This window comes from Psychrobacter coccoides (assembly GCF_017498085.1).
Taxonomy (GTDB): Bacteria; Pseudomonadota; Gammaproteobacteria; order Pseudomonadales; family Moraxellaceae; genus Psychrobacter; species Psychrobacter coccoides.
This window is the reverse complement of record NZ_JAGBKM010000019.1, coordinates 24218-47598: the sequence shown is the minus strand read 5'-3', so window position 1 is coordinate 47598 and position 23381 is coordinate 24218. Positions and strand designations below refer to the sequence as shown.

General features: G+C 45.6%; 20 protein-coding genes and 1 tRNA gene. 6 read left to right on the top strand and 15 right to left on the bottom strand.

From position 1 onward, the window contains the following. Nucleotides 1-43: 43 nt before the first annotated feature. The gene (locus J3492_RS10325; protein ID WP_207991971.1) at nucleotides 44-832 is read left to right on the top strand and encodes an IclR family transcriptional regulator domain-containing protein; all 789 of its coding nucleotides are present in this window, start codon (nucleotides 44-46) and stop codon (nucleotides 830-832) included. A 153-nt stretch (nucleotides 833-985) separates the two neighbouring features. On the opposite strand, the gene J3492_RS10320 is transcribed toward J3492_RS10325, so the two are convergent. Further along, nucleotides 986-2650 (bottom strand): alpha-keto acid decarboxylase family protein, encoded by a 1665-nt coding sequence (locus J3492_RS10320; RefSeq protein ID WP_207991970.1) that lies wholly within the window; start codon nucleotides 2648-2650, stop codon nucleotides 986-988. Between the two features lie 270 nt (nucleotides 2651-2920). On the opposite strand from J3492_RS10320, the gene J3492_RS10315 reads away from it, so the two are divergent. Further along, a tRNA-Gly gene (locus J3492_RS10315) sits at nucleotides 2921-2995 on the top strand. A gap of 188 nt (nucleotides 2996-3183) precedes the next feature. On the opposite strand, the gene J3492_RS10310 is transcribed toward J3492_RS10315, so the two are convergent. Beyond that, nucleotides 3184-3462 (bottom strand): peptidylprolyl isomerase, encoded by a 279-nt coding sequence (locus J3492_RS10310; RefSeq protein ID WP_207991969.1) that lies wholly within the window; start codon nucleotides 3460-3462, stop codon nucleotides 3184-3186. A gap of 678 nt (nucleotides 3463-4140) precedes the next feature. Between J3492_RS10310 and J3492_RS10305 the strand changes: the two genes are divergently transcribed. Beyond that, nucleotides 4141-5004, top strand: coding sequence for a leucine-rich repeat domain-containing protein (locus J3492_RS10305; RefSeq protein WP_207991968.1), 864 nt, complete (start codon nucleotides 4141-4143; stop codon nucleotides 5002-5004). Between the two features lie 327 nt (nucleotides 5005-5331). On the opposite strand, the gene J3492_RS10300 is transcribed toward J3492_RS10305, so the two are convergent. Then, nucleotides 5332-5499, bottom strand: coding sequence for a hypothetical protein (locus J3492_RS10300; RefSeq protein WP_207991967.1), 168 nt, complete (start codon nucleotides 5497-5499; stop codon nucleotides 5332-5334). Nucleotides 5500-5623: 124 nt separating this feature from the next. Here J3492_RS10300 and J3492_RS10295 point away from each other — a divergent pair, with 124 nt between their 5' ends. Together J3492_RS10295 and J3492_RS10290 are read left to right on the top strand one after the other, a co-directional pair. Continuing rightward, on the top strand, nucleotides 5624-5845 hold the full coding sequence (locus tag J3492_RS10295) for a hypothetical protein (protein ID WP_207991966.1): 222 nt from the start codon (nucleotides 5624-5626) through the stop codon (nucleotides 5843-5845). Between the two features lie 111 nt (nucleotides 5846-5956). Beyond that, nucleotides 5957-6274: a DUF1244 domain-containing protein gene (locus tag J3492_RS10290; RefSeq protein WP_207991965.1), complete on the top strand. Its 318-nt coding sequence runs from the start codon at nucleotides 5957-5959 to the stop codon at nucleotides 6272-6274. 52 nt (nucleotides 6275-6326) lie between these two features. On the opposite strand, the gene J3492_RS10285 is transcribed toward J3492_RS10290, so the two are convergent. The 9 genes from J3492_RS10285 to J3492_RS10245 all read right to left on the bottom strand — a co-directional run bounded on the left by J3492_RS10285 (nucleotide 6327) and on the right by J3492_RS10245 (nucleotide 18422). Further along, nucleotides 6327-6980: a glutathione S-transferase gene (locus J3492_RS10285; protein ID WP_207991964.1), complete on the bottom strand. Its 654-nt coding sequence runs from the start codon at nucleotides 6978-6980 to the stop codon at nucleotides 6327-6329. Between the two features lie 121 nt (nucleotides 6981-7101). Then, entirely contained in the window at nucleotides 7102-8421 is a 1320-nt protein-coding gene (locus J3492_RS10280) for a short-chain fatty acid transporter (RefSeq protein ID WP_207991963.1), read from the bottom strand. 173 nt (nucleotides 8422-8594) lie between these two features. Continuing rightward, a complete protein-coding gene (locus J3492_RS10275; RefSeq protein WP_207991962.1) occupies nucleotides 8595-9230 on the bottom strand; it encodes a hypothetical protein in 636 nt (211 codons plus the stop codon). 340 nt (nucleotides 9231-9570) lie between these two features. Beyond that, on the bottom strand, nucleotides 9571-10155 hold the full coding sequence (locus tag J3492_RS10270) for an alpha/beta hydrolase (protein WP_207991961.1): 585 nt from the start codon (nucleotides 10153-10155) through the stop codon (nucleotides 9571-9573). 208 nt (nucleotides 10156-10363) lie between these two features. After that, nucleotides 10364-11278: a hypothetical protein gene (locus J3492_RS10265; RefSeq protein WP_207991960.1), complete on the bottom strand. Its 915-nt coding sequence runs from the start codon at nucleotides 11276-11278 to the stop codon at nucleotides 10364-10366. A 708-nt stretch (nucleotides 11279-11986) separates the two neighbouring features. Then, nucleotides 11987-14032 (bottom strand): choline BCCT transporter BetT, encoded by a 2046-nt coding sequence (gene betT / locus J3492_RS10260; protein WP_207991959.1) that lies wholly within the window; start codon nucleotides 14030-14032, stop codon nucleotides 11987-11989. Between the two features lie 324 nt (nucleotides 14033-14356). Continuing rightward, nucleotides 14357-16057: a choline dehydrogenase gene (gene betA, locus J3492_RS10255; RefSeq protein ID WP_207991958.1), complete on the bottom strand. Its 1701-nt coding sequence runs from the start codon at nucleotides 16055-16057 to the stop codon at nucleotides 14357-14359. 127 nt (nucleotides 16058-16184) lie between these two features. Further along, nucleotides 16185-17699, bottom strand: coding sequence for a betaine-aldehyde dehydrogenase (gene betB / locus J3492_RS10250; RefSeq protein ID WP_207991957.1), 1515 nt, complete (start codon nucleotides 17697-17699; stop codon nucleotides 16185-16187). Between the two features lie 141 nt (nucleotides 17700-17840). After that, a complete protein-coding gene (locus J3492_RS10245; RefSeq protein WP_207991956.1) occupies nucleotides 17841-18422 on the bottom strand; it encodes a TetR/AcrR family transcriptional regulator in 582 nt (193 codons plus the stop codon). Nucleotides 18423-18799: 377 nt separating this feature from the next. On the opposite strand from J3492_RS10245, the gene J3492_RS10240 reads away from it, so the two are divergent. Further along, entirely contained in the window at nucleotides 18800-19999 is a 1200-nt protein-coding gene (locus tag J3492_RS10240) for a sugar transporter (RefSeq protein ID WP_207991955.1), read from the top strand. Between the two features lie 82 nt (nucleotides 20000-20081). Here J3492_RS10240 and J3492_RS10235 read toward each other — a convergent pair whose 3' ends face one another. From J3492_RS10235 to J3492_RS10225, 3 genes are read right to left on the bottom strand one after another with little or no spacing between them, the layout of a single operon-like run. After that, nucleotides 20082-20804, bottom strand: a complete 723-nt coding sequence (locus J3492_RS10235) for an ABC transporter ATP-binding protein (protein WP_207991954.1) — start codon at nucleotides 20802-20804, stop codon at nucleotides 20082-20084. Nucleotides 20805-20832: 28 nt separating this feature from the next. Further along, entirely contained in the window at nucleotides 20833-22056 is a 1224-nt protein-coding gene (locus tag J3492_RS10230) for an ABC transporter permease (RefSeq protein ID WP_207991953.1), read from the bottom strand. Further along, nucleotides 22053-23327: an efflux RND transporter periplasmic adaptor subunit gene (locus J3492_RS10225; protein ID WP_207991952.1), complete on the bottom strand. Its 1275-nt coding sequence runs from the start codon at nucleotides 23325-23327 to the stop codon at nucleotides 22053-22055. Before J3492_RS10225 ends, J3492_RS10230 begins: the two co-directional genes overlap by 4 nt. Nucleotides 23328-23381 lie beyond the last annotated feature (54 nt).

Sequence of the window (23381 nt, the reverse complement as noted above, 5' to 3'; positions counted from 1 at the left end):
CTCCCTAATTTTAGTCATCATTTATTGGTAATTATTAAACATCATGCATAAAGAACAAGATAAGAAAATACCCTTCGATAGCCCAGACTTTGTGGCCTCTCTTGCAGCAGGTCTAGACGTATTGCTAACTTTTGATGAAAATCACTCTAGCATGACACTAAGCGAAGTCGCTGAACGTGCCAATATAGACAGAGCAAAAGCCCGACGCTATCTATTAACCTTGCATGCGCTTGGTTACGTACACAAAGACAAGCGCCAATTCAGCTTGACCCCAAAGACGTTGAGCATTGGTGCAAGCTATTTGGGCGGCGTACATCATCATGAGATTATTCAGTTTTATCTAGAGCGTGTGACTGAACAGACAGGAGAGTCTTGTTCTTTTGCAGTATTAGATGGCGACGATGTGGTTTATATCGCCCGCTCCGCCGCTAAGCATCGCTTATTGTCGATCAGCATTTCAGTTGGCACCCGCCTCCCTGCGGCGTATACTTCGATGGGGCGCGCTATTCTTGCCAACCTACCTGATGAACAGCTCAAAGACTATGTCGATAACGTTGAACTGAAATCACACACACCCCACAGCATTACCGACCGCAACCATTTATTGCAAGTACTACAACAAGCGGCAGAGAACCAATATGCGGTCGTAGATCAAGAGCTAGATACGGGGTTATTGTCGCTTGCCCTACCCGTCTATAAGGCAAATAACGAGCTTATTGGTGCCATTAACATCAGCACCAACGCTTCACGTATTTCTCATGAGGCTCTAATGGAGCAACTTTTGCCTATATTACGGGATTGTGCAGCACAAATCCAAACCTACTATGTTTAAGTAGAAGATTTAAGCACAGATTAAGACTTAGACCACCTATTTATCACCTCATCTATCATGAGTATAAAACATAAGAAAAGCTCTATCTGGCTTACTGCCAAATAGAGCTTTTATTTTGTACAAACTCAGAGATCTAATACCGTTTTAGGCTACTTACGATGGCTTCAACGCTGCACTGATATCGGCCAATAGCGGCGGAATATCATGCTTATCAGCCATCACCTCTAGCATCACCAGCTTATCGGTGGTGGCAGCCGCTTGCTTGAGCGCAGCTTTTAGCTCACCTGCCGTGGTGACTTTGAGCAGTAAGCTGTTGTCTTCGGTAGCGCCAAAGGCTTTTGGCATCACCTGCCAGTCACACTTAGGGATGTCATTGTAAGGTTGATGCTCACCATGAATCGCACGTTCAACGGTATAACCGTCATTGTTGACCAATACAATCACAGGGTTAATACGCTCTTTAATCATTACCGCAATCTCTTGTACTGTCAGCAGTGCTGAACCATCACCAATGAGCAGCACGCTACGCTTATTTGGCGAAGCAATGGCAGCGCCCAGACTTGCCGGCAGCGTATAACCAATGGATCCCCACATCGGCTGTCCGTACGAGGTCACGCCTTCTGGTAGGCGCACATCACTGATACCAAAGTAAGCCGTGCCTTGATCAGAAAACACCACGTTATTATGATTTAGATTATCGGCAATGATGTGCCAAAGATCATCCTGGCGAATCGGCTCATCATCTTTGCCATTTTGCTCATGAGGTGTCATCTCTTTACAAAATGGCTTGGGTACCACTTCAATACCTGATATCATCACTTCATGCAATGCTTGCAACGAGTCCTTTAGCGCAATCGGGGCAAAGTTGCGACCACTGATAGATGCCCGCTCATAATGTAAGTCAACCACTGTCTTTTGATCGATATTTTGACTAAAGCCTGCCGTCGTCGTATCAGTGTATTGCACCCCCACCTTTATTAGGCATTCGCAGTTTTCTACAGCATCCTTTACCACAGGACGTGAGGCGACACCGGCATAAGTACCCGCCCAGCGCTCGCTGTTTTCATCAAGCAGCGTCTTACCCCATGACAGTGTGGTATAAGGAATCTCGGTATCAGCGATCAGCGCTTTTAGCTGGTTTTGTAACCCTAAACGATGCACCATCAAGTCTGCCATCAGTGTGGTGGTCTTATTGGGCAAAAACTCTACCAGTGCTTGTTTAAAGTCTGCCAGCGCCGCTTGACTGGTGATGTCTTCTTGACTGTCATCAAGCTTGGTCGTCGGCGGATAAATCGGCATTTTTGCCACATCTGGTGGTAGTAGCAAATAGCCTGGACGATGCTTTTTGAGGATTAAGCGAATCACGCGGTCAATCTCTGAAGCGGCATTTTCTGGCGTGATTTTGGCACGTGCCACAGTGACCGGTTCAACCATTTTTATAAAGTGATTAAACACGCCATCACCGAGCGTATGATGGATACGGCGTTTTGAGTCTTGCAATGCGGTGCTTGGCGCACCGACGACATGCAGTACTGGTGCATACTCAGCAAAGGATCCGGCAGTGGCGTTAATCGCCGACAGCTCACCGACACCAAAAGTTGTCACCATAGCTGCAAACCCACGCTCACGTGCGTAGCCGTCCGCTGCGTAGCCTGCATTGAGCTCATTGGTATTACCCACCCAGCGTAATTTATCAGAGGCAATCACATTATCTAAAAATGTGAGGTTAAAGTCCCCCGGCACACCGAATATGTCACTTGCGCCCGCTTCTGCGATGCGATCAAACAAATAGTCAGCGATGGTGTATTGTTGACTCATTTCCTTATCCTTATCAGTTGTCATTAGTTATAAGTATTTATGATTATAAACATCAGTAGAACGAACTATAAAATGCATGCCAGCTTATCCATTCAATGCAAAGCTTTTGGAATGCATATTATAAGAAACCGTTATAACATATATTTGTAGCCAGATGACATACCTGTCTTGCTAACTTTTACTTTTTTTCGTCAAGGGTGTTGACACCTCAAAAAAACTGCGTATAATACGCCTTCATCATCTGATGATAGTTAATCAAACGATGAATCAGCGGGATTAGCTCAGTGGTAGAGCACAACCTTGCCAAGGTTGGGGTCGAGAGTTCGAATCTCTTATCCCGCTCCAAATATTTAAAAAGCCTCACTTCTCTTTATACGAGCAGTGAGGCTTTTTTTTGTCCATTTTTAGGGGGTTGTAGCAATATTTAAAGCCAGAAAACTAAGCTATCTGGCTTTTTTGTGCGGCATCTATTAAAAACAGCTCAAAGGCTCTATGCCACTTTAGACTCTATCACTTACGTTAGACTCTAATACTTAAGATCTATAAAGCACTTTTACCACATGCCAACCGAATTTGGTTTTGACTAAATGCGGGATAAAGAGCTCGCCGTTAAAACAGACTTTATCAAATGGCCCTACCATTTGACCTTTTTTAAACTCACCTAAGTCGCCGCCTTTTTTGCCTGATGGGCAGGTGGAGTGCTTCTTGGCCAACACATCAAACTGGGCACCTTTTTTCAGCTTAGCGATAATTTCCTCCGCCAGCTCTTTGTCTTTTACTAAAATGTGTAATGCGCTAGCGGTGCGAGCCATAATATAAACCCTTTATAAAGTATCGATCATCACGGCATTATATAGTCAATACTAAATAAAATCGATACATTATCAATAGCCACGTGCTACTGGTATAAGTTTTATTTGCTTGCTGCCCCTACAAGACTAATAAGGCCGAAGTAATTCGTTACCTCATAAAGAGCCGCCTCAGTATTGTCGGAGACTTAACATCTTGAGAGAGTTCGACAACCTTCTTTGACAAAGAATAAACCGCTTGCTATGATTAAAAAACATCGTGGGTTTACGGCTACTTCCAGCGCGATGAAAAACAAAGACTGGTAAAACGCACAACTCCTTTTCGCTCTGTAAGGTGACTGTGTCGTTTCAATTTGGCACAGACAGAGCAACAGGAGATTTCTTTATGACTACTTCCAGTCAATTGATTCCAAATTTTATACTTCTCAATCATTTTCCTCATACTCAGCTACTGAGTCTTATGAGCGCTTTATGCTGTCTTACTTTTTTAAACAAGCCCTCCAACCAGCGTCATAAACCTTTATCAGTCTCAACCACTGATAGACCAAGCTTTGTTAAGCATATGGCTTACCTTGGTTTTATCACTGTACCCAACGACTTTCAAGTTTGACACATAGCGATAAAACCCACTAAGAATTTGAATGCATTCACCTCATTTAACGATTATTAAAAGGTAACCTTATGACAGTATATAGCGATAAAACCAACCAAGATGACAACACCATTCGCAATCAAGATACGTGCGTTGAAGACTGGATGACGGAGATATGGGACTGGATTGACAACCATAATATACATGGCAGCTCTGACAGCAGTGTCCCTCGTGAACCTGAAGCGTTACGGCGGTTAGAGCGACTAGATTTGGGATATGGAAAATCGACGAGTTATAGTTATATTGATAATAAACCAGTATTACAAAGCGAAAGTGAGTCTACTGAGCCATTGCCAGCTGCTATCGGCCATTTAACAAACCTAAAGTATCTTAGACTAAGAGGTTTTAATGAATTACCAGAACAGATTGCTCAACTAGATAACTTAGAGACGCTGGTTTATATGAACTGCTCTTTCACTGAATTTCCAAAGGTGTTGTGTAAACTAAAAAACCTTAAATCACTCAATATCTTTTCAAAAAGCTTAAAGCAGTTTCCTGATGAGCTCGGTAATCTATCATCGCTCACCCATTTTGATATGAGAGGAACGCAGGTACAGCATCTACCAGACGCTATTGGCAATCTCAGCAAGCTTACTAGTATTGAGCTGTATGCTAATGAAGACTTGAAGGCTTTACCTGATAGTATCGGAAATTTAACAAACCTTGAAAAGCTAGAAGTACGTGCTTCTGATCTTAAAACCCTGCCAAGTTCAATAGGCAACCTAAAGCAATTAAAAAGTCTTGGACTCTATCAAAATGGCCTGCAAAGTCTGCCCGAGAGTATTACTAACCTAAAAGCATTGAAACAACTGGATGTTAGTGAGCCTATGCTCTTGGATGTATCAGAAACTGTCAGTCAGTTTTTGAGTAGTGTTGGTGGTAAGGTGACTTAGACGGTGTTGTATATAAATACTGCAATTATCTTTATCAGATTAAGGTATCTATATCTTTGAGCATGTTTTTGGCAAACAGATAAAGAAAGCAGATGAGTTCTAACCATCAAAAAAATCCAGACAGCTTAGGTTGTCTGGGTTTTTCTTGCACAGCCTCTCTTAAACAAAGTCTACAATTAGTATGCTACTACGCTACGAACATTTCTTTAAAAAGCAGCTGCTTTACGTATAGACTCATTAGCTTGCTTAAGCGCTTTATTCTCATGTTCAAGATTTTGATACGCTGCTCTTGGCTTTGGTTTGGTACTGAGATAAGTGCGATTTGGTTTATGTGCTTTTCTTTTTATGCCATGAACGCAGAGTTTCAGGCCTACAGCCAATCTTAGGAGTAATGATTGAGATGGCTGACCAGATGGAAAGATAGTCGCTCGCTGCTTCAATCAGCATGCGGACGGTGCCTTCTTTCATCTTAGGAATGTAGATTTTTCTTTTCATTGTCGTATTCTCTCAGAATATTAAGTCTCCGATATACTCGGGGCAGTTCACTATTTGGGCCTGTGCTTCATTACTCCATGTACCTTATACCGAGCTTCCTGAGTTGATAGAAGGGTTACTAAACATGCTGACAGACGATGGTGTGTTTTACGCCTCATTCAAATACGGTCATAGTGAGCGCATGAAAGATGGTCGCTTTTTTTGCGATATGAATGCAGAACGCTGGAAAGCTCTAAAACAAAAAGTTAATTATCAATTCAAAGGTAAAACTTGGCTCACCACTGACCAAAGAGCAGATAGAAATGAAGAGTGGTATAATGTTATGTTAGAAACCAAAGAGCTTTAGGAGATAGATAACCAGTAAGCAATAGAGCAACAGCTTATCATTATCACTAAAGTACCAGTATAAGAACAAACAACCATACCCAAATACGCATTAACAATTAGGAAAAACCTTATGGCAAAACTAGAATCAAACACCGAATTAGAAGCTGCAGCATTTCGTCGCCTACTGGCCCACTTAGACGAGCGTAAAGATGTGCAAAACATTGATCTAATGAACCTTGCAGACTTTTGTCGCAACTGTCTATCCAAATGGTATGTAGCGGCCGCTGATGAGCGCGGTATTGATATCGACTACGAAGACGCGCGCGAGCTTGTTTACGGTATGCCCTACTCTGAGTGGAAACAGAAGTATCAGAAAAAAGCCACACCAGAACAATTAGCCCGCTTTAATGAAAATGAAGCTGCCAAAAACAAGGCTGATAAAGAGTAAAAGCATTATGAAAAGATTGGATAGTGAACGACAGTAAATGACCATTACTAAGTTAAGTATCGTCTGGAAAAACCACTATGTCGTCCCCTTCCTGCCAAGGCTGATACTTCGTCATGACTTGTACAAATAATGGATGCGCCAACCAGTCTTGCAGCCAGCGCTGCAGGTTCGGATAGGGCAAGCTGTAAAAAGTATCACGATCGACATGAGCGAATTGCCGGACGAAAGGCATAATACCAATATCGGCAATGGTTACGCTCTCCCCTAACAAATAATTATGATCGGTTAGCAGCTCCTCCAAAACCTGCAAAAACGCCTCACCACGCTGCCGATACGCTTCTTGAGTCATCTCAGGATGACGGTCAGCATACTTGTAACGATCCAGCCAGTGCTTAAACTCATTGTCATTGTTATCGATTAGCACATTGGCCTGCGCTACATTGGCAGTATCAAGCAGTCCTTGTGGGTCTTGCTGCGCCAGTGCCCACTCCATGATTTCACGGCTTTCTTCTATCACAGCGCCATCTGTCAGCTGTAATACCGGTACGGTACCCTTTGGGCTGATCGCTAACATCTGCGGCGGTTTATGCTTTAAGACAATCTCTCGCAGCTGCACCTCAAGCTCAGCGAACAAGATACCCAGCCTAGCACGCATCGCATAAGGACAACGGCGAAAAGAGTACAAAAGCGGTAAAGAAGAAGTCATAGTATGTCTCACTATTTAATCAAAACCAACAGGCTGAGATAATATGATCTCAGCCCTACCATGGCACCATATCACTATCTGATACCAATCTCAAAAGTCAGCCTAATCCTATAGATTGTATTTATAAAAACAACAACCCTAGAGCAATCACTATGCCACTGACCACCAAAACAATGACACAGAAGCCCATGATGTCTTTAGCCTTTAGCCCTGCAATCGCCAGTGCTGGCAACGCCCAAAAAGGCTGAATCATATTGGTCCAAGCATCACCCCAAGCTACCGCCATGGCCACTCTCGATGGATCACTGCCGAGCATCTCGGCCGCTTCTAACATGATCGGCGCTTGTACTGCCCACTGACCACCCCCTGAAGGGACAAAAAAGTTGACGAGCCCTGCACTTAAAAAAGCAAAAAGTGGTAACGTCTGTGCTGTCGAAACACTAACAAAAGCCTCTGACATCACCCCTGCCAGACCAGATGCGGTCATCATCCCCATGATACCGGCATAAAACGGAAACTGAACGATAATACCGCCCGCCCCCTTAACGGCTTCTTGAATAGAGATCAAGTAGTTACGAGGGGTGCCATGAAATATAATCCCGAGGAACAAAAACATAAAGTTAACCAGATTAAGCGTCAAGGCAAAACCATTTTGGACAAAATAATAAACAATAAAAGCAATACCTAACACACCGATCACCATCGATAATATCCAGCTGTTTTCCAAGCGCTCAGCAGGTGTCATATCTGATTTAGCTGGTAGCGTCTCACTGACAGGATCCACCAGCAGCTTTGGATCGACCGTAATCGTATCTTCTTTTTTTGGCATCATCATGCGGTTTAGTAGAGGCACGATAATCACCAATGCCGCAATGATAATCAGGTTGTAACTGGCAAAGATGGTAGCGCTCGTCGGCAAGACCCCAATTTTATCTACAAACGGATGACCCTCTGTCGCAATTGATAACGGAATCGACCCAGAAAAACCGCCATGCCAAATAATAAAACCAGAGTAAGCACTAGCAATGAGCAAACGATAATCGACGCCTGCCACACGTTTGGCTAGCTCTTTTGCAAACAAGGCACCAATAACCAGTCCAAAACCCCAGTTGATCCAGCTTGCTGCCAGCGACACCAAGGTGACCAGGATAATGGCGCTACCAGGCGAGCTTGCAAAGTTGGCAAGCTTCCCTAGCGTCTGCTTGAATACTGGATTGCTTGCCAGCACAAACCCTGTGACTAAAACCAATACCATTTGCATCGAAAAGGCGAGCAGTGCCCAAAACCCATCGCCCCAATACGACACCATCTGTACCGGTGAGGCATCAGTTAACCCCAAACCCATCACAAAGATAACCAAGGTTAAAATAATGACAAATAAAAACGGGTCTGGCAGATATTTTTCCATCAGACTGTTTGAGAAGCGTGTGATTCCTTTCATGTTATGACTCCCTTGTTATTGGTACACTTCTTAAATTTCTAATGCTACCTCATTCTTACGCCTCATTGTTAACTATTGGGCAAAAATCTATTGGTGCCACAAAAAAACCCCACTATTTAGTGAGGCTTCAGACCATTTATTTGATCGATATTTAAAGATTATTAAGCGTGCACTCATACACTGCTAGAGGTCGGCAGTCCATAGGCTACTTTTTCGATGACCTCATCTTGCTGCAGCACCATCAGCTGATAGCCCTGAATCACCCCATTGTAAGGCAAATGACCATCAAACTGCTGATAATGCTCACGGATACTCTGCTTGATTGTCACCTTGCGCTCGCGCTCATCTAATGTCGCAAACCCACTTGGCAAATGCACCTCAGCTGCCAACACCGACCCCCATCGAGACAGCCAATTGGCTCCGTCAACAAACGCAAAATCGACCTGCGCTCGCAGACAGTAGTGAGGCAAAGAATCAGAGTGTTGCGCCACTTGAGCTTTAATCTGGGCGATATCTTCTGCAAATGGCTCATAAGGCAGCTCAAGTATCTCAAACAGCGTGGCCAAAAACGCATCAGCACTAAAGTATCTGTCCATATAGCTGTCATCAAGCCCAAGATGACGATGACACAAGACATGGCGCAAGCGCTCACAAGCGGGTATGGTATGCCCTAACGGATAGCCCATGGCTCTAATGATATCTGGTACACGCATCTCTAGCGTGTTGATTTGATTAATAATATACTGAGCAAGCGGGTGCTGCGGGCGATAGTGACGAGTGTATTTAGAAAGATGAGATGAGTGGCTCATGATGGTGAACACCTTAGATTCCTATAACTCCGACAAAAAATAATAAAATCAGGCACAAATGAGGATGTCGGAGTACAGGCTCATGCGCTTTACCAGAATTGTTTTATATCGTGCTGGAAGTTGCAAGGGTTGCACACCATCATTCAACTGACATCATCGTCGTCAGTAGCGATTGGCAATACAAAACTGTTAAACCCACGATAAATCGTTTTATGATGATAGCACATCAGATAAGCGTAAATAAATACTGAACTGTGTGTCTGTTTGTGAATAGTTATTTTAACCTCAAATAACTGCTTTTTTTAGATGAAGTCCATCCTTTAATCCTCACCCCCACTCTTTAATCCTCTCCATAGTAGGTTGCGTCATCTATCCAAACGATCGGATCTTCGCATAGGTGAACCAAGTGATACCAGATATCACTACTGCGGGCGATACGGTGATGACCGCCGTCGAAGTAATCGACTTCCCAGCTCTCAGGCAGATTGACCAAAGTTCGTCTGGCCACCGCCACATCCAAGCTTTCATCGTCGACCTCTACCATGACCCGCATCATCTCAGTGTTAGAAGTAGGGAACGATAGCTTCATATCTGCTACTGCCGGAATACGATCGGCCAACACCTCATTCGGATAGATACAAGGCGCAATCAACAGCGCTCGCAAGTTGTATTGATGAGCAAAATGATTGGCAAACCAGCCGCCAAGCGAATGCCCTGCCAGCACCACACGCGGATACTGTGTTATTTTTTCACGAATCAAGGCATCGTAAATCTCAAACACCTCTGCAAAATTATCTCGATAATTGACCGTTTGGCAATATTTTGGTTCACGGGTGATACAGGTATATTTGCTGGTCTCATTGCTTGAATCGAGACCATGAAAAAACAATAAAAACGTATCATTGTTTTCGATAGGAAACATCATAGCGTCCTCCTTTTTTAATAATTATTTAATTTTTTCACCAGCTTGGCTTATAGATTTAAATTAGATTAAACTGCTTTTTGGCTATAGTCAGTTCACTATAAAAATGTTATAGCAAGGCTGATAGAAATTTTTGCAGCCTCTGTCTGCGTAGGCACAGCACGCCAGAAAATTTTTATCGGCCTTGCTGATCAATAAACGTATGACTCTTTTATTTAGAATCGACTATAGCGACCTGCGCTTGGTATAAAGCTAAAACCTCCTCACAAGCTTGCATTGAGATATTTTTTGCAAATCCTTTGTTAAACCAAAAATCATAAATAGCTTGGACGATACCTTTTACCGCTTGCGCATCCTTTGGCTTCTGCTCTTTTAATTTACGCGCAATGTCTTGTGCCTGTATATCCGACTCGCTATAGGGCGCGCTCCAGCCCACGCAGTAACGATACAGCACATCGTTAATCGCTAAGACAAATATGGCATTGGCTACCCCAAATGCGTCAATCAGCCGCTCAAGCAGCGCACAGCGTTCCTCATAAATACTGGCCTCTATCGGCATCTCGGACTTTTCAAACAGGCAATCGCTACTGACCATAGGTAAGGGTTTACTAAAATCCTCCCATAGCAGTGGATAAGATTTGCCAATACCGCCTTTCTCCACCACGTTAAAGCGCCAAATGGCGTAATGCGTCTTAGCACCCTTAAAAGGCAGGTGTATCAGCCACTGCATCAGCGCATCACTGTCATAAATGATATGACTGCTACCGATACGCACGCCTTGCTTGGGTAGTACATCGGTGTATAAGCAGTCCATGTCATCACTATAAAGCTTTACTTTATTTAGATTTTCCTCACTGACATCGCCGAGCTTGGCCCCTGCCTCTATTATGTTTCGATAGGGCCTAAATGATGCGACAAAGCTCAGCGTCTCATCGCTATTATTCACAAAGTAAATGTCATCTTCATAATTGTCTACCGACACCCTCTCGAGATAAAACAAGGGCGTTTTTCGTACTCGCTCCTGCTCATCACTGGCCAATGCCGTTAACCCAGACAGTTTTGAGTGACCTACCCATTGCATATTGTCTACGCGTTTTTGCTCAAATTGAGAGGTTAATTTCGTCATCGTCATATCCTTATTATTTTAGTTTTACATTGCTTGTTGCATAGTTTGTCGAATTGCTTGTTTTATTGTTTGGCAGCACTTGGCGATATCCCGATTTTCGGCAAGCCGAGTGTGTTCGCCATTTTATTAAATGACGTCGCTTATCTATTAGTTAGTATTTATAAAGGAAAGTAGATTAGTCGCTTTGGTAAAGCAGTTGTTTTATGAAGCGAGTTTTTTGACGCAGTTCGCTATTGTCGTCTCGTCGGCATGTTTGCCAGACTAACGAGCGTTTTTTTAGTTTTATGTGTATTAACAACTAAGGGTTTGTTGGATTTGTGCAGACGAAGGAAGGTAAGATAAAATAAAAATAGCATCATTAAAGACAACTCAGTTAAAAGTTAGGCGTTGCGCCCCGAGGGTTCACTGTTTGTCCAGTTGTTGTTTATCCGGTTATTGTTTTTAAAATTACTTTTGCCTGACTCAACAACTATAGTATAAAGATTGATAAAAATAAAGCGCTTTTATACCCTATGCGACATATAGTGTCGTTTTTAGTCATGACAATGAAAAGTAGATAAACAATATATAATCAAAAGCCTCATAAGCTGCATTCAACTTATGAGGCCCGTCACAATAAAATCACGTTACTTAGGGCGTGTCACTAATTAGCACATATAGGTATTTGACGGCCTTAAAATGAGGACACGCCCTAATATAAAACCTTCATTAACGCTCTAAATGCAGATACTGCAAATGACATTCATACTGATGCAAAATATCGACCAGTATTTGCTCTTTGGTATAGCCCACCAGATCATACTCTTGTGAACCATCACTTAAAAACACCTCAGCACGATAATAAAACTCAGCATGCTTGGTCGACGTATTGAGGGTAAAATTCGGTCGCTCAGCTTTAATCAGATTCACCTCATAAACAAAATCATCCTCATCGCCATGACCAACACGCAGCTTGATACCATCTATATGATCGTTATCACTGGTGAGATTGGCATCAATATCTTCACCAATAGTGGCGAGATTGCGCACATCTAATGAAGTGTTAAGGCCGCCAGCTTGCATTTCTTTTTCAAACTCGCTCATCGCTGGCATAACGATGTTTTGTATAAAACGCTCGACTTGGGTATGACTGGGAAAGCTGACGATACGTTGTAGACGCGCCTTCCAACTTTTACCATTATCGAGTACGTTTGCCGTGCCGACCGTACTGGCTTTGCGCTTGTTACCCTCTTCTTTTAGCGATCTCCACATCGACATCATGTAGAGCACAAGAATCAGCGAGAACGGCAAGCCTGCTATCACAGACACAGACTGCAAGGAGGCAAAACCGCCGGCAAACAGCAGACCTAAAGTGATAAGACCGGTCGCCGCTGCCCAAAACAAACGCAGCCAAACCGGCGCATCGGTGTCATTGGTCATGCCTTTTGAGCTTAAGTTTGCCAGTACCAAAGCGCCGGAGTCCGCTGAGGTGACAAAGAAGATAAGGCCAATAACCACCCCAGCAAATGATAAAACATCACTAAAGGGAAAGTACTCAAACAAGGCAAACATACCCATCGCCGCATCATTAAGGGCGATTTCACCAAGCTCTGTCGCACCATTGGCCACCAAGTCTATCGCTGAATTACCAAAGATAGAAAACCACGCAAAAATAAAGCCAAGCGGGATAAACATCACCCCAAACACAAACTCACGCAACGTGCGGCCACGGCTAATACGGGCGATAAACAACCCAACAAATGGTGCCCACGCGACCCACCATGCCCAGAAAAATATCGTCCAACCTGACTTCCAATCAGCACCAGCGCTGCCATCATAAGCATAAACATCAAAGGTCTTGTAGACGATAGTCTGGAAGTACTGACCGATACTTTGAGTAAAGGTATTGAGCAAATATATCGTATTGCCCATCACCAGTATGGCGATCAATAGCAATATCGACGAGAGCATATTGAACTCTGATAAACGGCGTACGCCTCGCTCCACACCCGTCATCGCCGAGATAGCGGCAGCTATGACCACCCCTAAAATGATAAAGCTCTGCACCATTTTGCTCGATTCGATACCAAAGACATGGGTCAAGCCTGCATTGGCCTGCAACACGCCGATACCCAAACTGGTCGCAATCCCCATCAAGGTACAGACCACGCCAAAAGTATCGATACCATCACCGAGCCAGCCTTTGATAAGGCGCTCGCCAAAGATAGGCGTCAGTGGTGAGCGTAGCGCCAATGGCATGTTTTTACGATAAGCAAAGTAGGCCAATGCCATACCGATAAGCGCATAAATACCCCAGCCGTGCAGACCCCAATGCAAAAAAGTCTGTGACAGGGCTTCACGCATGGCTGCGGCACTGGCAGGCTCCAGCCCTGCATGCGGGGTGAGATAATGCATCAACGGCTCAGAAGCACCGAAGAATAATAAATCGATACCGATACCTGCCGAAAACAGCATCGCCGCCCACGCTAAAAAAGGAAACTGGGCTTTTTCGTGGTCTTGCCCCAGCTTGATGTCGCCATACTTAGAGCAGCCAACAAACAAGGCAAATATACTATAAGCGGCAACCACCAGCATGTAATACCAGCCAAAGCTCTCTGATACCCATGCCATGCCAGCGCTTAATAATGCCTCACTATAATCTGGTAAGGCTATCGTCCAGATGATCAATAAAATAGAAACAATGGCTGACCCCAAAAAAACCGTCTTATTTAGAGCCAGAGATTTCGTCGCATCTTCTGATGGCGAGCTGTACATAAAAAACCTCAATAGGTAAATGAAACACAATCTGATCTTGCTTTGTCCGTCATAGCTTGAGTAATAAGCGCCACATCATCTGCAAACAAACACATGACGCACAAAGCAGTACCAATGAATAAAAACTTGCTAAACCACTCCCAAAACACTTAGCAAGACCACTAAAAGTCTGGCATCACAAACAAGATGGCAAGTCATCCCATTTGATGCCAGTATTAACATCTCAACACTGATAAAAAAGACCTTTGCGGTGAAAGGTCTTTTATTGAAACTGCCTTATATTATTTCTTGTCCAATACCTTAGGCACTGATGAGCACCTTTACCTATACAGCAGCATTATAATTACGCATCGGCTCGGCTCTGAGCGGCGCACCATTGGCGACATAATAATCCGCTGTCGAGCGTGGCAGCTGTATACCACGCATCTTATCGGCGATTTTTTCTGCCAACATAATGGTAGTGGCGTTTAAGTTGCCACTGATGATATTGGGCATGATTGACGCATCGACGATACGCAAGCCATCGATACCATGCACGAGCCCCTCACCATTGACCACCGAGTCATTGTCCTCGCCCATGGGACAGGTACAAGACGGATGATAAGCGGTCTCGCTATGGTTGCGGACATACTCATCGAGCTGCGCATCGGTGTTCAGATCATCGGTCGGCGCAATGGCGCGGCCGCGATACGGGTCAAGCGCTGGCTGATGCATAATCTCACGAGTGATACGCATCGCCGCGCGAAACTCTTGCCAGTCTTGCTCATGCGACATATAGTTAAATAAAATACTTGGATGGGCATTTGGGTCTTTTGACGTCAGCTTGACACGGCCACGGCTTGGTGAGCGCAGTGAACCGACGTGTGCTTGAAAGCTATGGGACTTGATAGCACTGCGGCCATCATAACGCACCGCTAATGGCAAGAAGTGATACTGGATATTAGGATGAGTAAACTTCTCGTCGGTACGGATAAAGCCGCCACCCTCAAATTGATTGGACGCCCCAAGCCCTGTACCCATAAATAACCACTCAGCACCGATGGCAGGCTTATTCCACCATTTATTGGCAGGGGCAATCGACACCGGCAGCTTACACTCGTACTGCATATAAAGCTCTAAATGGTCTTGTAGGTTATTGCCCACGCCCGGCAGCTCAAGTATTTCATTGATACCCACGTCTTTGAGCCATTGACCCGGACCGATGCCTGAGCGCTGTAGCAACTGCGGTGAGGCGATCGCCCCTGAAGAAACAATGACCTCACGAGCGGCATAAAAATGCTTGGTCTGACCTTGATGCTCAACCTTGACACCAACTGCTCGCTTACCATCGAACAAAATCACATCGGTCAAGGCGCCGGTCAAAATAGTGATATTACTGCGTGGTTTGGCACGATCCAGATAGCCGCGCGCCGTTGAAGCTCGGCGACCATTGGGTGTGACGAAGCGATCCATCGGGCCAAAGCCTTCTTGCTGATAGCCGTTTAGATCCTCTGTACGTGGATAGCCAGCTTGCACACCGGCTTCAATCATGGCCTCAAACAGCGGATTCACCCCTGGTTTTGAGGTGGTGATCTCTACTGGCCCACCAACGCCATGATAGTCGTTTTCGCCTGCATCAAAGTTTTCTGACTTTTTAAAATAAGGCAAGCAGTCCAAGTAGGTCCAATCTTCTAAGCCTTTAATCTTTGCCCAGTCGTCAAAATCGAGCGCATTACCACGGATATAACACATGCCATTAATGAGTGATGAGCCGCCAAGCCCTTTACCACGGCCACAGTCCATGACGCGGTTATTCATATGTGGCTCAGGGTCGGTTTTGTAGCCCCAGTTATACGTGGTGCCTTGTAGCGGCATGGCAAGCGCTGCTGGCATCTGTGTGCGAAAATCCAGACGATGATCGGGACGACCTGCCTCTAGTAGTAACACCTTAATATCGGCATCTTCAGTCAAGCGTGTGGCCAACACATTACCTGCTGAGCCTGCACCGACAATGATATAGTCATACTCAGGTGTGGGTGATGTCATAAAACGCTCCATAATAATAAAAATACGTCAGGTCATATCAGTAAGGTGAAATAAAAAGACAAATTCGCCTGCATAACACACGTACTGATGACCGTTCCCTTTATACATGCTGTTAGAAAACAAATGGTTAAAATACCGATTCAAACGTGCCCAACTCAACTTGGATGGACTTGGTCTGCGTATAGTGCTCAAGGGCTTCGATGCCGTTTTCGCGGCCAATACCCGAGTGTTTATAACCACCGACTGGCATTTGCGCAGGTGACTCACCCCACGTATTTAACCAGCAGATACCCGCTTCAATCTGCCCAATGACACGATGTGCACGGGTAAAGTCAGCAGTCACCACCCCAGCCGCCAAGCCGTATTCGGTATCATTAGCACGGCGAATGACTTCCTCTTCAGTCTCATAAGTCAGTATCGACATCACAGGACCAAAGATTTCTTCACGCACGATGGTCATGTCATCGCTACAGTCAGTAAATACCGTTGGGGCAACAAACGCACCATTGGCAAGCTTGTCTGTCGTCACTCGTTCACCGCCCGCCAATAAACGTGCACCACCCGCTTTACCTTGCTCAATATAACCCAGCACCCGCTCCATATGCGGGAAACTCACCAGTGGTCCCATATTGGTGTTTTCATCCATCGGATCGCCGAGTTTGATACGTTTGACACGGGTCAAGATCGCTTGTTCAAATTTGGCTTGTAGCGCTTTTGGGATAAACACCCGTGTACCATTGGTACAGACCTGACCGGTGCTATAAAAGTTCGCCATCATGGCGATGTCGGCTGCCATATCGATATCGGCATCGTCAAATATGATTAATGGCGACTTACCACCCAGCTCTAAGGTCACGTCTTTGAGCGATGACGAAGCAGCGCTTGCCATGACTTTTTTACCCGTTGGTACCCCGCCCGTAAACGAGACTTTAGCGATATCAGGATGCTGGGTTAATGCTTCGCCTACTTTATAATCACCTTGCACGACGTTAAATACGCCATCAGGCATGCCAGCCTCAGTAAAGATCTCTGCCAGTTTGAGCGCCGTTAATGGCGTGACTTCTGAAGGTTTAAAAATCATCGCATTACCAGCGGCCAACGCTGGCGCAGCCTTCCACATGGCGATCTGAATCGGATAGTTCCACGCACCGATACCAGCGACGACGCCGAGTGGCTCACGGCGAGTATAAACAAAGCTGCTATCACGTAGCGGAATTTGACGACCCTCAATCATTGGCGCAAGCCCAGCATAATATTCAACGACATCAGCACCAGTGACGATATCGACATACTTAGTCTCAGAGTAGGCTTTGCCCGTGTCTTTAGTTTCGAGCAATGCCAGTACGTCATTGCGCGCGCGCAATATTTCTACTGCCTTTGACAAAATACGGCCACGCTCGACTGCGGTCATCGCTGCCCATAGTTTTTGCCCTTGTTGCGCCGCCTTTACTGCTTCATCGATTTGCTCAGTGGCGGTCTGCTGAATGGTCGCCAGCACCTCACCTGTCGCTGGATTGATATCATCAAAGGTAGTCAGCGACTCGTCGACAGCCAGATAGCGACCGTTGATATAAGCGGTCTGCGTTTGTGTTAAGTCGATAATATCTTGTAAATCATTTACGTTTGTCTGAGTAGTTGTCATAAGTTTTCCTTAGGGCGACTGAAGCTTTATAAAAAAGCGTTCAGTAAATCATGCCGTCATGGGTTAAAGATTAAATTTTCTGTGTGTATTTTTCTCGACACTATTTATCGGATTATCAAAGTGATGTATTAGAGTCAGTTATCAAGGCTGTTTATCAAAGTGCTGCTGCGTCATGTTTATCAAGCGCTCACGTAATGAGGCTTTGTCTGAGATATCGATACCCGAAAAGTCAGAGAGCCAAATGCCATCAGCGACCAGACGCACCAGACATAGCGTTTCGGTATTATCAGTATCAGCGTGTTTTTTTAGCTGCTCGTTTGACCATTCAGCCCAGAGTTCGCGCAGCTTTCGATCTCCTAGCATCAATACGTATAGCGTGGCTTGGCTATTGAACTCTGCTTGTCCTTTTTCGCCCAAGCTGATAGTGGCATCGATATAAGCTCGAGTAAAAGAGCCGTAGCGGACAGGATCCTTTGCCATGGCGGCATTGACTTCTGCCTCAAACTTGGCCATTGCGTCATGAAAAACCTCTAAGATGAGTGCGTCTTTGGTGGCAAAGTGATGCATCACCCCGCCTTTGGTCACCCCAACAGCATCCGCCACTGCTTGGAAGGTCACCTTAGCCAACCCTTGCTCTAACGTGATGCGTGCTGCCTGATCAAGAAGGGCACGTCGCACCAGCTCTGGCTGTTTTTTACGTTTATATGCGTTTTTTGTTTCCATACGAGTACACCATAAAATTAGACAGTAATTTCATTATGAGATAATAATGGCTTAAATGAAATTGTACATCCCAATAAAGAAACCATCTGGTCGGTATTTTATACAAATACTTTCTTAATGTGAAGGCCTAGACTGTAATTTTCTAATTTAAAATATTCACACTACAGCCAATACACTTGAAACGGCCTAATGTGTAATACAAGACGCTTATAAAACAGTTAACATTCCTTAGCAAAAAAGCCCTTTAACTAATCTGACCGACTTGCTATCTTGCTCCGCCACGCTTATATTGCCAAAAGCTTTTATTAGCAAATATTTCTGCCCCCATTTTTGGCTTACCCTGCTGTTGTATCAACACCTTTCTCATATTGGATCTTATGAAAAAAAACCTTGAGGCGAGCTCAGACGCTCGCCGGACTCAGTATTTTCAAGTATTTCTGATGGGTGTCAGTGCCTTTATCATGAATACCACAGAATTTGTCCCCGTCGCCTTACTCAGTGATATTGCCCAAGACTTTGCTATCACCACAGCAGAGACTGGCTGGATGCTGACGCTGTATGCGTGGATCGTCGCTGCGATGTCATTACCACTGATGCTACTGACCAGTCGTTTTGAGCGCAAACGTTTACTGTTGGCATTGTTTGCGGTATTTATTGCCAGTCATGTGTTGTCCGTATTTGCATGGAGCTTTGATGTGCTGCTCATTAGTCGAGTTGGGATCGCCCTATCGCATGCGATATTTTGGTCCATCACGGCCGCAATCGCCATACGGGTAGCACCAGAAGGCAAAAAGGCACTGGCTCTCAGTGTCCTTGCGACGGGTACTTCATTGGCGATGGTCATGGGCGTGCCATTGGGACGCTTGATCGGTCAATGGTTTGGCTGGCGCGCGACGTTTGGCGGTATTGGGGTGCTTGCTTTTGTGGTATTTGTACTACAAGCAAGGCTGTTACCGACCTTGCCCAGTATGTTTGAAGGCTCTTTTCGAAAGATTCCAGAACTGCTAAAAAACCCATTATTAGTCTGTCTGTACTTGCTTATTTTGCTAGTCTTTACTGCCCACTATACTGCGTATTCTTATATTGAGCCTTTCATGCGGCAAGTCGGCTCAGTCAGTGAAAACTCGGCTACTTTTGTATTGCTGCTATTCGGTGTTGCGGGGATTGCAGGCAGTGTGATATTCAGTCGTTGGGGTGATCGATTTAACACACGCCTGATGCTGATATCGACACTCCTAATGCTCCTGTCTATGCTTGTGCTACTATTCGTCGTGACCTCGATCTGGGCGCTCAGCCTAATTGCTTTGCTATGGGGCGCAGCGCTGATGCTGCTGATCATTTCTATGCAAGCCAAAGTCATCATGGTCGATGTCAATGCCCAAGACATGCTGATGTCGATGTTTTCAGGCATTATTAACTTAGGAATTGGTACGGGGGCGCTTTTTGGCGGTTATGCGGTGACGCATTTGTCACTATCAAGCGTGGGCTATGTCGGTGCGACTATCGCTAGTGCGGCGCTGCTACTGTTGCTATTTATGATAAAACGCTTTCCTGAGTTGAGTAAAAGACTGGGCTAGGTAAAAAGCTGATGTCGAAGAAAAGCAGTCAAAATATCAGCCCTCATATCGCCAGTGAATAAAACTCGTAGAGCACTATAATTCATAGCATATCATTCAAAGTATCACTTTCAATCAGCCCATCTACCAGATTGATAGTGCGATCACAGGAAGCTGACAGACGTGGATCATGAGTGACCAAAAGCACGCCACAGTCGCGCTCACGGTTGACCTTACGGAACAGCTCAAACACCTCAGCCGCTGTGACGGTGTCCAGATTACCTGTTGGTTCATCAGCGAGTAGTAATGCAGGATCGGTGATAAGCGCCCTTGCGATAGCCACTCGCTGCTGCTGACCACCTGAGAGCTCATTGGGCTTGGTGTCGGCAAACTTCTCAAGCCCGACCGCTGCCAGCAAGCCTCTTGCTTTTTGTATGGCGTGTTTATCTGGGCGACCTTGGGTCAACATCAGCGGCATGAGCACATTGTCTAGCGCTGTAAATGCTTGAATCAGATGATGAAACTGAAACACAAAACCAATGCTATTACCACGTAGCGCAGTACGTTCAGCGTCACTCATGTCACTGGTCGGCTGACCGAGCAGATAGAGCTCGCCACTGGTTGGTTTATCGAGCAGTCCAAGCACGTTTAGCAGGGTACTCTTACCAGAGCCAGAGGGACCGATGAGCGCTGCAAAATCACTGTTATCGATACGTAAGTCGATACCGTGTAGTACCTCTATCTCATTGGGTTGGCCTATATTATAGGATTTGCGCAGCCCCTCTAAGCGCAGTACTTCATGAGTGTCATCAGGTCTGTCAGGCATAAGATTAAACTCATTTGTGGACGCATGATTAGACATAGCGAATGGCCACTACTGGATCTAGTGCGGCTGCTCGCCGTGAAGGTATGGCCGCTGCCAATACGCCTGTAAGCGTCGCGAGCAGCATGGCCAACAACACAAGCTCTATTGACACGGTGATATAAAACAAGTTTGGGCCAAAGGTGTTAAACCCCCATATCAGTATATAGCTGACAGCACTGCCCAGCACCGACCCAAATAGCCCAAATACCGCCCCTTGTATCAAAAATATGCGTAATATTTGCTGACGGGTGGCGCCAGTGGCACGTAAAATCCCAATCTCTCTAGTGCGCTGTACGACACTGACAGACAGTACACTGGCAATCCCAAACGCTACTGAGATTGCTACAAACACAATGATCATATTGGTAGATAGGCTTTGTGCGGACAGCGCACTCATCAGTTGCGCATTGGTTTTAATCCAGCTCTCCGCTTGCAATGAGGTCAAGCGCCCTATTTGATCTGCGATGTCTTCTGCGGCAAAGATATCTTCTACAGTCAAGTCAATAACAGTGACGCCGCCCGGTAGGCTGAGTAACGATTGTGCTTGTTTGAGATCGAGATACACATAACGCTCATCTAGCTCACGCACACCCAGCTCAAAGATACCAGCGACATTGACCACGGTACTGTTCTGTTGACCGGTTTCTAATCGCAGCTTACTGCCTACTTGCACACCGAGATCTTTGGCAAGCTCACTGCCAATCATGACATTGTCAGCACCGACATGTAATTGACCATTTATCAGGTACTCATCGAGTGGTATGATTTTTTGATAACGTGTAAGCTCAGTGCCGACCAGCACCACTGATTCTAGGGCATTACCACGACGTACAAAAGCAGGTCCTGATACGATGGGGGATACGCCTGTCAGTATCGGCAATTGATCCAAGGTTTCGGTGACTTGCTGCCAATTATTAATTGAGCGTAAACGCTGTGGTCTTTTGTCCTCTTGAATCAACTGCACAGCACCTCTCTCTGGTGGCGCGACTTGATTGACTTCATCTGGTGAGACCAGGCGAATATGAGATTGGCTGCCAAGGGTATTATCAATTAAATTGGCCTGTAGTCCTTGGATCAAAGCCGTAATAAAGACGATCACTGCCACGCCGATGGCGACGCCCACAGTGATCATCAGTGATTGCACTCGCCCCTCACGTAAAAACCCAAGTGCAATGGTGGCATCAATCCATAGTCGTCCAAACAGGGTTTTCACGAGACATTCACCGATGATGGCTCATAAGAAGTGAGGCTCTTTTTAGTTAAATCCGTTGTCGCTAATGCACGATTATCTGCATCATAACTATTATCCACAAATGGCATGGGCTTTTCTTTTATTCGGACTCGTTTACCATCAGCGATAGAAAAAGCGGCATCGGCCAATACATAATCACCTTCACCCAACCCTGCGACAATCTCAGACATGGTCAGTCCTCGTAAGCCCAAAGTGACCTGTTGGCGCTGTACTTTGCCATCTCGCACCAGTAATACACTTGCCTTGTCTGCCTGTATGTTGGTTAAAGCATCATTGGCAATCACTAGCGCCCGCTCTCGTCGCCCTGTTTCGATATTGACTGAAACCGTCATGTCTTGTCGCAAAAACTCAGGCACAGGATCGACACTCAATCTCACTTCGACCGTACCACGCTGCGGGTCAATACTCGGGGCGATAAAGTTAATACGAGCAGGAAAGGGGCGCTCGGGATAAGCGTCAGCAATGGCAACGGCTTGTTGCTGTAATGCCAACCGTGATAAGTTACGCTCATCAAGCGGCACATGGATTTCGGTACTGCCGTCAAGCGCAATAGTGAATAAAGTACGTCCAGGCTGGACAAAGTCGCCAAGCTCTACATCACGGGTCAATATCGTCCCAGACACCTCGCTACGTACTTCAGTCTTATTGAGCTGCGCCTGCAAAGCCGCTAACCTTTCACGAAGTAAGGCTTCCTCGACCCCACCAGCGGCTAGCGCCTGTACCCTTAGACGTGCTGCTTCAAGCGTCGTGCGGGCGACGTTTTCGGCCTGTACCGCTTGCTCCATCTCTTCAGCCGATATTGCCGATATCGCCGCCAGCTCACGCCTACGAGCAACGTCACGGCGGGCTTGTGCCAACTGTACCTTCGCCTTTTCTAACTCTACTAACGCTTGCGGCCGCGTACTACTGGTCAGCGCCTGCAGCTCCGTTTGGGCTTGACGTACTTGCGCCGCCACATCATCTGAGCTCAATACCAACAGTAAATCACCCTTGGCAACTCGCTCTCCTTCCTGCACCAAACGCTCAAGTACCACGCCAGCCACTTCGCTACCCACTTGCGTGCGTGATACGGTAAGCACCTGACCGGTCGCTACCACCGTCTGCACCAATGGCTTAGACGTAGCAGTATAAACTGACATAATCGGCCCTTGCCACCAACGAAACCCCGCAAACCCAACAGCGAGTATCAGCAGCATGAGTACGATTACAGATTTATAGCCGATAGCACGCAATAGGGTTCTCCATTTTTAATGTACTGCTTAAATATATGTAAGGTGTGTGGTCAC

Bases quoted from the DNA above. Each gene is read 5' to 3' on its own strand.
- J3492_RS10270 (WP_207991961.1), bottom strand. From the start codon at position 10,155: ATGATGTTTCCTATCGAAAACAATGATACGTTTTTATTGTTTTTTCAT.
- J3492_RS10300 (WP_207991967.1), bottom strand. From the start codon at position 5,499: ATGAAAAGAAAAATCTACATTCCTAAGATGAAAGAAGGCACCGTCCGC.
- J3492_RS10235 (WP_207991954.1), bottom strand. From the start codon at position 20,804: ATGCCTGACAGACCTGATGACACTCATGAAGTACTGCGCTTAGAGGGG.
- J3492_RS10310 (WP_207991969.1), bottom strand. From the start codon at position 3,462: ATGGCTCGCACCGCTAGCGCATTACACATTTTAGTAAAAGACAAAGAG.
- J3492_RS10325 (WP_207991971.1), top strand. From the start codon at position 44: ATGCATAAAGAACAAGATAAGAAAATACCCTTCGATAGCCCAGACTTT.
- J3492_RS10245 (WP_207991956.1), bottom strand. From the start codon at position 18,422: ATGGAAACAAAAAACGCATATAAACGTAAAAAACAGCCAGAGCTGGTG.
- J3492_RS10290 (WP_207991965.1), top strand. From the start codon at position 5,957: ATGGCAAAACTAGAATCAAACACCGAATTAGAAGCTGCAGCATTTCGT.
- betT (WP_207991959.1), bottom strand. From the start codon at position 14,032: ATGTACAGCTCGCCATCAGAAGATGCGACGAAATCTCTGGCTCTAAAT.
- betB (WP_207991957.1), bottom strand. From the start codon at position 17,699: ATGACAACTACTCAGACAAACGTAAATGATTTACAAGATATTATCGAC.
- J3492_RS10305 (WP_207991968.1), top strand. From the start codon at position 4,141: ATGACAGTATATAGCGATAAAACCAACCAAGATGACAACACCATTCGC.
- J3492_RS10240 (WP_207991955.1), top strand. From the start codon at position 18,800: ATGAAAAAAAACCTTGAGGCGAGCTCAGACGCTCGCCGGACTCAGTAT.
- J3492_RS10275 (WP_207991962.1), bottom strand. From the start codon at position 9,230: ATGAGCCACTCATCTCATCTTTCTAAATACACTCGTCACTATCGCCCG.
- J3492_RS10265 (WP_207991960.1), bottom strand. From the start codon at position 11,278: ATGACGAAATTAACCTCTCAATTTGAGCAAAAACGCGTAGACAATATG.
- J3492_RS10320 (WP_207991970.1), bottom strand. From the start codon at position 2,650: ATGAGTCAACAATACACCATCGCTGACTATTTGTTTGATCGCATCGCA.
- betA (WP_207991958.1), bottom strand. From the start codon at position 16,057: ATGACATCACCCACACCTGAGTATGACTATATCATTGTCGGTGCAGGC.
- J3492_RS10285 (WP_207991964.1), bottom strand. From the start codon at position 6,980: ATGACTTCTTCTTTACCGCTTTTGTACTCTTTTCGCCGTTGTCCTTAT.
- J3492_RS10280 (WP_207991963.1), bottom strand. From the start codon at position 8,421: ATGAAAGGAATCACACGCTTCTCAAACAGTCTGATGGAAAAATATCTG.
- J3492_RS10295 (WP_207991966.1), top strand. From the start codon at position 5,624: ATGCTGACAGACGATGGTGTGTTTTACGCCTCATTCAAATACGGTCAT.